The sequence below is a fragment of the Cupriavidus sp. UYPR2.512 genome, from assembly GCF_000379565.1.
In the GTDB taxonomy this organism is placed as follows: domain Bacteria; phylum Pseudomonadota; class Gammaproteobacteria; order Burkholderiales; family Burkholderiaceae; genus Cupriavidus.
This window is the reverse complement of record NZ_KB903195.1, coordinates 146,511-156,553: the sequence shown is the minus strand read 5'-3', so window position 1 is coordinate 156,553 and position 10,043 is coordinate 146,511. Positions and strand designations below refer to the sequence as shown.

The window sequence follows — 10,043 nt, the reverse complement described above, 5'->3', positions numbered from 1 at the left end:
GCCCTTGTCTAATTGTTTTCGGGTCCATTTCAAACAGTTTCGCAATATATTCGAAACCGCCATGGCCCAGCTTGTCCGCCTCCACAGCCGCATACCGCCGTCGGTCCTTCTCCGACAAGCGCGCGTACAGCCGCTTCATCCGCGTTTCAACCTCAGCCCGGTAACCAGCCTGCATCGTTTGTCCTCCAGAGGCATCACATCTTACCCGCGTCGCTTTGCGCACGCCAGGTCCACTTCGGGAAGTTATTTCTCACTCGTTCCTTAGCCTGGGCACGCTGCGCACGGCGCGGGCCCAGGTGGCCTGATACTGCCGACTGCTGCCGGGCAGCTCAACTGCCCGACTGTTCCTGGATCCAGAGCGACAGCCGCACCTTGTAGGCCTGCTGGATATGCCGGCGCGCGATCTGCTCGGCCAGTGCCGGGTCGCGCTTTTCCAGCGCCTCGACCAGCGAGATATGTTCCTCGTAGGAGCTGCGCGCGCGCCCCGGCACCGCCAGCGTGGTGCGTCCCAGCAGCGCCATCGATTCATGCAGCGAGCGCAGCGTCTTCAGCAGATAGCGGTTGTGAGCGCAGCGGTGCAGGGTCTCGTGGAAGAGCCGGTTGTTCAGTGCGAGCCGGTCGGGGTCGTCGGCGATGGCCAGGTCGCGCTCGACAATATCGCGCAGCAGCGAGATCTCCACGTCGGTGGCATGGCGCGCGGCCAGCGCGGCGGCGGTGCCTTCCAGCACTTCGCGCATCACGTACAGCTCGCTGACCATGCTTGCGTCAAGCTGGGTGACCATCATGCCGCGGTTGGGCTCGTTGACGACCAGGCCTTCGGATTCCAGCCGCGACAGCGCTTCACGCACCGGCGTGCGCGACAGGCCCAGGGATTCGGCCAGTTCCACCTCGCGCAGCCGCGTACCGGGGGGCAGCTGGCCGGCCTGGATGGCGGCGCGCAGTTGCTGGTAGGCGCGCTCTGAGCGCGGGAGCGATGCGGCCTGGCCACTCTCGGCGGCGCCGGCGAACTCTTGAGAAATCATGTGAGGCTGGCTGATGCAGTTGGACTGTCGTAGCCAGCCATGATACCCGCTCGTGCGCGCCTGACATCACGGCGACGCAATATGGTGTAAAGGGCCCGGCGCGGCCGTGCCGGGGCGCCTCAGCCCGCCGGCGACTGGAACGGGTGGTATTGATAGAGCCAGGTCTCGGACAGCGGCTTGCCGTTCATCCTCAGGAACAGGCGGATATCGACCGGCTGGTTGCCGTCGGCGGTCAGGTCGAACTGGGCGCGCCAGTGGCCCGGCACGCCGTTGGGAACGGCTTCGGTGAAGACGTAGGAGAAGGTGCCGCGCGAGGCGGTCAGCACGGCCTCGGGTTTGACGCCGAAGGGCAGTTTTTCCAGCGGCGCGCCCTTGAACTCGACCATGAACTTGCGCACGCCCTTGGGCCGCGGCTGGCCCGGCTGGCCGCCATTGCCCAGGCGCGTGGCCACGCAGCGCGCCAGCGGCGAAGCAAAGGGCTCGTCGGCCTGCCAGTGCAGCCGGTAGCGCAGGCGGTAGGTGCTGCCGGCCTTGGCCGGGGCCTTGGGCACCCACATGGCGACGATGTTGTCGTGGATCTCGTCATCGGTGCGCAGCTCAACCAGCTGTACCGAACCGGCGCCCCAGCCGTCGCGCGGCTCGACCCAAAGGCTCGGGCGGCGCTCATAGTTGACGCCGTCCTGGTAGTGATCGAACAGGCGGTCGCGCTGCAGCAGTCCGAAGCCTTTCGGGTTATCGTCGGAAAACGCCGAGGCCGTGGTCTGCGGCGGGTTGTTCAGCGGGCGCCAGATATGCTCGCCGGCCCCGTTCCACAGCGCCAGGCCGTCGGAATCGTGTACCTCCGGGCGCCAGTCGACGGCAGTGCCCTTGATGCCTTCAGAGAACCAGAACATCGAGGTCAGCGGCGCCAGCCCCAGCCGGCCCACATCCTTGCGCAGGAACAGCGCGCATTCCACATCCATGATCACGGCCTTGCCACGCTGCATGACGAAGCGGTAGGCGCCGGCGATGCTGGGGCCATCCAGCAGGGCATAGACCGTGACGGTATCGCCGTTGCCCTCGGGCGTCTCGAACCAGAAATGGGTGAAGGCCGGGAATTCCTCGGACTTGCCGGCTTCGGCCACGTCGATGGCAACACCGCGCGCGGACAGCCCGTACTGGTACAGCTCGCCGATGGCGCGGAAATACGACGCGCCGAGGAAGGCAACCCAGTCGTTCTTGCGCCAGTCGCGTGTCTTCTGGTCGCCGAGGCGGCTTTCCTGGAAGCGGAAGCCGGCAAAGCCGCTGCCCGGCGGCAGCTTGTGCGCGGGGCTGTCGGCCGGCATGTCGAAGTAGGCGTCGTCGTAGACGATCTCGCGGGCCTTGCCGGGGCCGCCCTTGGCGCGCTCGATCACGTGCATGCGCACCGGCGTGCGGAAGTACGTGCCGAGGTGGAAGAAGGTGACCGGGAACTGGCCGGGGCCACTGGCAAAGAGCGCGTCGTCAGTGCGGAAGCGGATCTTGCCGTGGGCGTCGTAGTCGATGCGGGACAGCACGTCCGCGGGCGGCGACGGCGGCGGCGCGTAGGGCTTGCCGGCCAGCGCGCGGGCGCGTTCGATCAGGGCGTCGAAACCGAATGGCTGGGCGTCGCCGAGCTTGATCCGGCTGGCTGCCAGCACCGACGGGGTAATGCCCAGTGCGGCGAGCGCGGCGGAGGCAGTGGCGGAGACCAGCAGGGTTCGGCGGTTCATCATGTGGCGAAAGCGTCCTTTTATTGTTCGGGGGTTGTGCAGAACTGTAAGAGACGCCGTCGTCCGCGAAAAGTTCGGACACCCTCTGTTACAGGCGGCCGCCTGCAGCCTGACTGCAAGCGGCCGCCGCCGCACATCAGGCCTGCCCGCTGGCCCGGCGCCGCTGGCGCCGTTGGCGTGCCAGCATGTTCAGCCCCTCGACCGCGGCCGAGAACGCCATCGCCGTATAGATATAGCCCTTGGGCACATGGGTGCCGAGGCCCTCCGCGACCAGCGTCATGCCGATCATGATCAGGAAGGCCAGCGCCAGCATCACGATGGTCGGGTTGCGGTTGATGAAGTTGGCCAGCGGGGTGGCGGCGAACAGCATCGTCATCACGGCGGCGATCACCGCCACGAACATGATCTGCACATGCTCGGTCATGCCGACCGCGGTGATGATGCTGTCGATCGAGAACACCAGGTCGAGGATCAGGATCTGCCCGATGGCCGAGGCAAAGCTCTGCACCGCCTTGGCCGTGCCGCTGTCCTCGCCTTCCTCGTCGCCGCTGACGTGCTGGTGGATTTCACGCGTTGCCTTCCACACCAGGAAGGCGCCGCCGGCAATCAGGATCATGTCGCGCCACGACATTCCCTGGCCCAGGATGGTGAACACCGGCTCGGTGAGCTTGACGATGACGGCGATGGTGGCCAGCAGCCCCAGGCGCATCACCAGCGCCAGGCTGATGCCGATCTTGCGCGCCTTCTCGCGCATGGCTTCAGGCAGCTTGTTGGTCAGGATCGAGATAAAGATCAGGTTGTCGATCCCCAGCACGATTTCCATGGCCACCAGGGTGGCCAGTGCCGCCCACGCGGCGGGGTCCTGCAGCAATGCCAACGACGCTTCCATGAGGGCTCCGGGGTGTCAGGTTCCAGGCTGGCGCCGGACGATGTTCCACCCGGGGCACATGCAGGCGTCATGTTAGCGCAGCGCCGCTTGCCCGCGCAGTGTGATCCGGAAAGATAAAGGTTGCTTGACGCGGTTGCCATGCGTCTCTATGGAATATAGTATGTGATATATCAAAAGATCCAAATCGAGCCATCAAGGAGACAGCGATGAAGGTGTGTATCTACGGTGCAGGCGCCATCGGCGGCTATGTCGGGGCGCAGCTGGCGCGCGCGGGGGCGGAGGTCAGCTTCGTTGCGCGCGGCCCCCATCTCGCGGCAATGCAGGAACATGGCGTCAGGCTGCTGATCGACGGCGAAGAACGCGTGGCCAAGGTGCGATGCACCAGCGATCCGCGCGAGCTCGGGCACCAGGACTATGTGTTCATCACCCTCAAGGCGCATTCCGTGCCGGGCGTGGTGGACCAGATGCAGCCGCTGCTGGGACCGGAAACCGCGGTCGTCACCGGCGTCAACGGCATTCCGTACTGGTACTTCTACAAGCATGGCGGCGACCTGGCCGGCAGCACGCTGGAAAGCGTCGATCCCGGCGGGCGCCAGTGGAAAGGCCTGGGGCCGGAGCGGGCGATCGGCTGTGTGGTCTATCCCGCGGCTGAAATCGTTGCGCCTGGCGTGATCAAGCATGTCTATGGCAAGAAGTTTCCGCTGGGCGAGCCGGATGGCAGCCGCTCCGCGCGCGTGACCCGGCTGAGCGAAATGATGATGGCCGCCGACCTGGACGCCCCGGTGCGCGACAACATCCGCGACGAGATCTGGCTCAAGCTCTGGGGCAACCTGTGCTTCAACCCGATCAGTGCGCTCACGCATGCCACGCTCGACGTCATCACCGCCGACCCGGCCACGCGGGCGCTGTCACGCCAGATGATGGTGGAGGCGCAGGGCATCGCCGAGCGCTTCGGGGTGAAATTCCGCGTTGACGTGGAGCGTCGCATCGACGGCGCCGGTGCCGTGGGCGCGCACAAGACCTCGATGCTGCAGGACCTGGAGGCCGGGCGGGCCATGGAAATCGACCCGCTGCTGACGGTGGTGCAGGAGATGGGGCGCCTGGTCGCGCAGCCCACGCCGATGTGCGACGCCGTGCTGGGGCTGATCAAGCAGCGCGACACGATGGCCAAGCTGGCCGCCTGAGCGCGGCTGGCAACAGGGGATACCGCCGGGTCAGGTATCCCCTGGCGCACGCCGGGCGCGCGCAGGGCAGCGTGAGCCGGGCTTGCCAAGCGAGAAAGGCAGGGCGATAGTGATATACGATATACGACAGACCGCGCACCGCTACTGTGCCGATGCATGACAACTACGCATTGTTTGATGCGTTTTCGTAATGGGTCAGGCGTTTTTGCTAAGCTGTGCGGCAATGCGGGGGTAGCCATTCCGGCCGCCCTGCCGCTGGTCTCACACGAGCTCATTCATGTCTGCGCAAAGCCAATCCATCGTCCAGCCAAGCGGGCTGGCCTTGTCCGTGCAACCGATCAACGCCGGCGCGAGCCTGCGCGACCAGGCCTACGCCATGTTGCGCCAGGCCATCGCCGACGCTGACATCTACCAGTCGCGCGACGAGATCCGCCTCGATGAGCGGGTGCTGAGCGAGGCCATGGGTGTCAGCCGCACGCCCATCCGCGAAGCCATGACGCTGCTGGAGCAGGAAGGCTTCCTGCGCACCGTGCCCCGGCGCGGCATCTACATCATGCGCAAGACCAAGCGCGAGATCGTGGAGATGATCCAGATGTGGGCGGCGCTGGAAAGCATGGCGGCACGGCTGGCCACGCAGAACGCCACCGATGCCGAGATCGCACAGCTGCGCCGCATGTTCGACAGCTTCCGCGATTCCACCCCGGCCGAGCATATCGAAGAATATTCCGACGCCAATATCGCGTTCCACCAGGCGATCGTGCAGCTGTCCAGGTCGCACATCATCATGGACACGATCCGCAATATCTTTATCCACGTGCGGGCGATACGGAAGATGACGATCTCGCAGAGCGACCGCGCGGCGCGCTCCATCGTGGACCACCTGCGCATCATCGAGGCGCTGGAGAAGCGCGATACCGAGCTGGCCGAGCGGCTGGTGCGGCAGCATTCGCTGGATCTGGCTGACTACGTGGAACGGCACTGCGACTTCCTCGACTGAAAGCGGGCGGGGCAGGGCAGCAAAACGGCGGACCTGGGTCCGCCGTTTTGCTTTGGTGCGCATCCCAGACGGCGGGCGAGCGTTTCGCGTTGTGGTATGTGATATATCAATGCGAAAAAGATGCTGCCTGACTGATTCGGGATTTCACTGGGTTTCCCACTTCCGGTAGACAAAATCGTGCGATTGCTGCATTGCATCGTCGAAATTTGTGTCGCATCGGGGCAAATCCTCTTGCTCTCTTCTGATATATCACATACCGTATGTCATCAAGAGGGCCGAACGGCAAAGTTCAATGAGGAGCCCAATCGCCGGGGCGCTGCGCCGTGGCCGCGAGGCGATCGCGCGCACGGGCAAGCCGGCGGTGATCCATATCCGGGTGGACCCGAGCGAGTACGCGCCGGGCACCAAGAATCAGACCATTTACAAGTAAAACCATCGCCCGAGGAGACATCCGAATGGAAACCAAGGCACTGCAAGGCGTTCGCATCCTGGACATGACTCACGTCCAGGCGGGCCCCTCGGCCACGCAGCTGATGGCGTGGCTGGGCGCGGACGTGATCAAGGTGGAAATGCCGGGGCGCGGGGACATTACCCGCAGCCAGCTGCGCGACGTTGCCAACGCCGACAGCCTGTACTTCACCATGCTCAACAGCAACAAGCGCAGCCTGACGCTGAACATGAAGACGCCCGAAGGCAAGGCGCTGCTCGAAGACCTGGTCCAGCGCAGCGACGTGCTGATCGAGAACTTCGGGCCGGGCGTGCTGGAGCGCGCCGGCTTTGACTGGGACCACCTGCAGGACCTGAACCCGCGGCTGGTCTATGCCTCGATCAAGGGCTTCGGCCCGGGGCCGTACGCAGACTGCAAGGCGTATGAGAACGTGGCCCAGTGCATGGGCGGCTCGGCCTCCACCACGGGCGATGCCGAGGGCGTGCCAACCGTCACCGGCGCGCAGATCGGTGATTCGGGCACGGGCGTGCATTGCGTGGTCGGCATCCTGGCCGCGCTGCTGCAGCGCGAGCACACCGGCCGCGGCCAGCGCGTGGAAGTGGCGATGCAGGACGCGGTGCTGAACCTGTGCCGCGTCAAGCTGCGCGACCAGCAGCGCCTGTCCAACGGCCCGCTGCGCGAGTACCCAAACGAAGAATTCGGCGACCACGTGCCGCGCGCCGGCAATGCCTCGGGCGGCGGCCAGCCGGGTGCGGCGCTGCGCTGCGCGCCGGGCGGCCCCAACGACTATGTCTACGTCATCATCCAGCCGCAGGGCTGGGAGCCGCTGATGCGCCTGTGCGGGCGCGAGGACCTGATCACCAATCCCGACTACGCCACGCCCGAGGCACGCCTCAAGCATCTGGCCGACTGCTTCGCCGTGATCGAGAAATGGACCGGCGGCCGCAGCAAGTTCGACGTGATGGCGGCGCTCAATGAGGTCGATGTGCCGTGCGGCCCGATCCTGTCGATGAAAGACCTGATCGAGGATGAGTCGCTGTACCAGCGCGGCTACCTGGTGGAGCTGGAGCACCCGCAGCGCGGCAGCTACGTGCAGCTGGGCTGCCCGATCACGCTCTCGGCATCGCCGGTGGAGATCGAGCGTTCGCCGCTGCTGGGCGAGCATACCGAAGAGATCCTCGAGTGGCTGGGGCGCTCGCCCGCGCAGATCGCCGCGATGAAGCTGGCCGGCGCGGTATGACACAGACCTGACGTCATTCCCGCCTGCGCGGGAATGACGATTGCGGGCGCGCGCCGCCCGCGATCCCACTTCTTCCAAGATCCTGCAACCGACATTGGAGCAGGCAGGGCCTCCCTTTGCCTGCGCAAGGAGCATGCTGTGCAAACCTGGATACGCTTTCGCCGCGCCGACGGCAGCATCGGCCATGGCCGCATCGACGAAGCCGATGGCAACCGTGTCGTCGAATATGACGGCGACGGTTTCAACGACCCGGCCCTCACCGGCGCCGTGCATGACCGCGCGTCGCTGACGCTGCTCGCGCCCTGCGCGCCGGGCAAGGTGGTGGCGCTGTGGAACAACTTCCATGCGCTCGCGCGCAAGCTGGAAAAGCCCGTGCCCACGCACCCGCTGTTCCTGATCAAGCCGGCCTCGTCGCTGGCCGGGCCGGGCCATGCCGTGCAGCGCCCCAAGAGCTACGACGGCAAGATCGTCTATGAGGGGGAGCTCGGCATCGTGATCGGCAGCAAGGCGCGCAATGTGTCCGTGGCTGAGGCCGGCGCGCATATCTTCGGCTACACCGTCGTCAACGACGTGACCGCGGCCGAGCTGATCACGGCCGACCCCAGCTTCCCGCAGTGGACCCGCGCCAAGGGCTTTGACACCTTCGGCTGCATCGGCCCGGCCATTGTCTGCGGCTTCAACTGGAAAGCCGCCAGCGTGATCACGCGGCTCGATGGCGTGGAGCGGCAGAACTACCCGCTGTCGGACATGATCTTCTCGCCCGAGGAGCAGGTCAGCCGGATCTCGCAGGACCTGACGCTGATGCCCGGTGACGTGATTGCGTGCGGCACCTCGATCGGCGTGGGGTCGATGAAGGACGGTGCGGTGGTCGAGGTGGCGATCGCGGGCATCGGCTCGCTGGTCAACCACGTGCGCGGCTGAGCCGGCGCCTGATTCCTTCCATAAAACGGTGAATGCCATGCCAATGACGATCGGTGTGCCACGCGAAGTCCATCCGGGCGAGCGGCGCGTTGCCGCCACGCCCGACTCGGTCAGGGAACTGCTCAAGCTGGGCTACCAGGTGGTGGTCGAGACCGGGGCCGGCCAGGAAGCGTCGTTCTCCGACGCTGACTACAGTGCCGCCGGCGCGGCCATTGTCGACGCGGCCAGCCTGTGGGCCTCGGTCGACGTGGTGATCAAGGTGCGCCCGCCGCAGGTTCACCCCAGCCTGGGCGTGGAAGAGGCGGCATTGCTGAAGAAGCATGCCACGCTGATCGGCTTTGTCTGGCCGGCGCAGCAGATGGCGATGCTGGAGCGGCTGACGCAGCGCGGCGCAACCGTGCTGGCGATGGACTGCGTGCCGCGCATCTCGCGCGCGCAGAAGCTGGACGCGCTCAGTTCGATGGCCAATATGGCGGGCTACCGCGCCGTGATCGAAGCCGCGCATGCCTTTGGCCGGCCCTTCGCCGGGCAGATCACGGCCGCGGGCAAGATCCCGCCGGCGCGCGTGCTGGTGATTGGCGCGGGCGTGGCGGGGCTGGCCGCGATCGGCGCGGCACGCAGCCTGGGCGCGGTGGTGCGCGCCTTCGATACGCGGCCGGTGGTGCGCCAGCAGATCGAAAGCCTGGGCGCCGAGTTCCTGACCGTCGAGATCGAAGAGGACGGCAGCGGCAGCGGCGGCTACGCCAAGGAGATGAGCCCGGCCTTTATCGAAGCCGAGATGCGCCTCTTTGCCGAACAGGCGCGCGAGGTCGACATCATCATCACCACCGCGCTGATCCCGGGCAGGCCCGCGCCCAAGCTGCTTGAGGCCGGCACGGTGGGCCTGATGCGCGCCGGCAGCGTGGTGGTCGACCTGGCCGCGGAGCAGGGCGGCAACTGCGAGCTGACCGTGCCGGGTGAAGCGGTGCGGCAGCACGGCGTCACCATCATCGGCTACACCGACCTGCCCAGCCGCATGGCCGCGCAGGCCAGCCAGCTCTATGGCACCAATATCCGCCACCTGCTGACGGAGCTGACGCCGGGCAAGGACGGCCAGCTTGTGGTCGACATGGACGACGAGATGATCCGCGGCGCCACGGTGCTGCACCAGGGCACGGTGACCTGGCCACCGCCGCCGCTGACGGTGGCGATCCCGCAGCAGCAGGCGCCGGCCGCGACGCCGCCGGTGCAGGCCGAAGCCGGGCCGCCGCGCAGCCGCAGCGGCGCGACGCTGATCGCGCTGGCCATCGCGGCGGCCGCGCTGCTGGGCCTGGGCGCGGTCGCGCCGCCAGCCTTCATGGCGCACTTCACGGTGTTCGTGCTGGCGATCTTTGTCGGCTACCAGGTGGTGTGGAACGTCACCGCCGCGCTGCATACGCCGCTGATGAGCGTGACCAATGCCATCAGCGGGATCATCGTGGTGGGGGCGCTGGTGCAACTGGGCAAGCCGTCGCTGCTGACGGCGGCGATTGCCGGCTGCGCGGTGCTGCTGGCCACCATCAATATCGCCGGCGGCTTCCTGGTGACGCAGCGCATGCTCAAGATGTTCCAGCGGGACTAGACGGGGAGACAG

General features: G+C 66.4%; 9 protein-coding genes. 6 read left to right on the top strand and 3 right to left on the bottom strand.

Features of this window, described 5'->3' with window-relative positions:
- Positions 1-329 precede the first annotated feature (329 nt).
- From A3A5_RS0135370 to A3A5_RS0135360, 3 genes are all read right to left on the bottom strand, one after another.
- The gene (locus A3A5_RS0135370) at positions 330-1,022 is read right to left on the bottom strand and encodes a GntR family transcriptional regulator (protein ID WP_010810226.1); all 693 of its coding nucleotides are present in this window, start codon (positions 1,020-1,022) and stop codon (positions 330-332) included.
- Positions 1,023-1,141: 119 nt separating this feature from the next.
- On the bottom strand, positions 1,142-2,755 hold the full coding sequence (locus A3A5_RS0135365; protein ID WP_018315153.1) for a glucan biosynthesis protein: 1,614 nt from the start codon (positions 2,753-2,755) through the stop codon (positions 1,142-1,144).
- Between the two features lie 133 nt (positions 2,756-2,888).
- Positions 2,889-3,641, bottom strand: coding sequence for a TerC family protein (locus A3A5_RS0135360; protein WP_018315152.1), 753 nt, complete (start codon positions 3,639-3,641; stop codon positions 2,889-2,891).
- A gap of 206 nt (positions 3,642-3,847) precedes the next feature.
- Between A3A5_RS0135360 and A3A5_RS0135355 the strand changes: the two genes are divergently transcribed.
- The 6 genes from A3A5_RS0135355 (at position 3,848) to A3A5_RS0135330 (ending at position 10,031) form a co-directional block, all read left to right on the top strand.
- Positions 3,848-4,825 carry a 2-dehydropantoate 2-reductase gene (locus A3A5_RS0135355; protein ID WP_011617428.1) on the top strand — a complete coding sequence of 326 codons (978 nt, stop codon included), beginning with the start codon at positions 3,848-3,850 and terminating at the stop codon, positions 4,823-4,825.
- Between the two features lie 277 nt (positions 4,826-5,102).
- Positions 5,103-5,822 carry a GntR family transcriptional regulator gene (locus tag A3A5_RS0135350; RefSeq protein ID WP_026201447.1) on the top strand — a complete coding sequence of 240 codons (720 nt, stop codon included), beginning with the start codon at positions 5,103-5,105 and terminating at the stop codon, positions 5,820-5,822.
- A gap of 292 nt (positions 5,823-6,114) precedes the next feature.
- Positions 6,115-6,252 carry a hypothetical protein gene (locus A3A5_RS44260; RefSeq protein WP_018315150.1) on the top strand — a complete coding sequence of 46 codons (138 nt, stop codon included), beginning with the start codon at positions 6,115-6,117 and terminating at the stop codon, positions 6,250-6,252.
- Positions 6,253-6,277: 25 nt separating this feature from the next.
- The gene (gene frc / locus A3A5_RS0135340; protein ID WP_018315149.1) at positions 6,278-7,510 is read left to right on the top strand and encodes a formyl-CoA transferase; all 1,233 of its coding nucleotides are present in this window, start codon (positions 6,278-6,280) and stop codon (positions 7,508-7,510) included.
- Positions 7,511-7,648: 138 nt separating this feature from the next.
- A complete protein-coding gene (locus A3A5_RS0135335; protein WP_018315148.1) occupies positions 7,649-8,431 on the top strand; it encodes a fumarylacetoacetate hydrolase family protein in 783 nt (260 codons plus the stop codon).
- Positions 8,432-8,468: 37 nt separating this feature from the next.
- Positions 8,469-10,031 (top strand): Re/Si-specific NAD(P)(+) transhydrogenase subunit alpha, encoded by a 1,563-nt coding sequence (locus A3A5_RS0135330; RefSeq protein ID WP_026201446.1) that lies wholly within the window; start codon positions 8,469-8,471, stop codon positions 10,029-10,031.
- Positions 10,032-10,043 lie beyond the last annotated feature (12 nt).

What these genes read in the sequence shown, in the direction of transcription:
- A3A5_RS0135350 (WP_026201447.1), top strand. Translation starts at nt 5,103, where the DNA reads ATGTCTGCGCAAAGCCAATCCATCGTCCAGCCAAGCGGGCTGGCCTTG.
- A3A5_RS0135365 (WP_018315153.1), bottom strand. Translation starts at nt 2,755, where the DNA reads ATGATGAACCGCCGAACCCTGCTGGTCTCCGCCACTGCCTCCGCCGCG.
- A3A5_RS44260 (WP_018315150.1), top strand. Translation starts at nt 6,115, where the DNA reads ATGAGGAGCCCAATCGCCGGGGCGCTGCGCCGTGGCCGCGAGGCGATC.
- A3A5_RS0135370 (WP_010810226.1), bottom strand. Translation starts at nt 1,022, where the DNA reads ATGATTTCTCAAGAGTTCGCCGGCGCCGCCGAGAGTGGCCAGGCCGCA.
- A3A5_RS0135355 (WP_011617428.1), top strand. Translation starts at nt 3,848, where the DNA reads ATGAAGGTGTGTATCTACGGTGCAGGCGCCATCGGCGGCTATGTCGGG.
- A3A5_RS0135360 (WP_018315152.1), bottom strand. Translation starts at nt 3,641, where the DNA reads ATGGAAGCGTCGTTGGCATTGCTGCAGGACCCCGCCGCGTGGGCGGCA.
- frc (WP_018315149.1), top strand. Translation starts at nt 6,278, where the DNA reads ATGGAAACCAAGGCACTGCAAGGCGTTCGCATCCTGGACATGACTCAC.
- A3A5_RS0135330 (WP_026201446.1), top strand. Translation starts at nt 8,469, where the DNA reads ATGCCAATGACGATCGGTGTGCCACGCGAAGTCCATCCGGGCGAGCGG.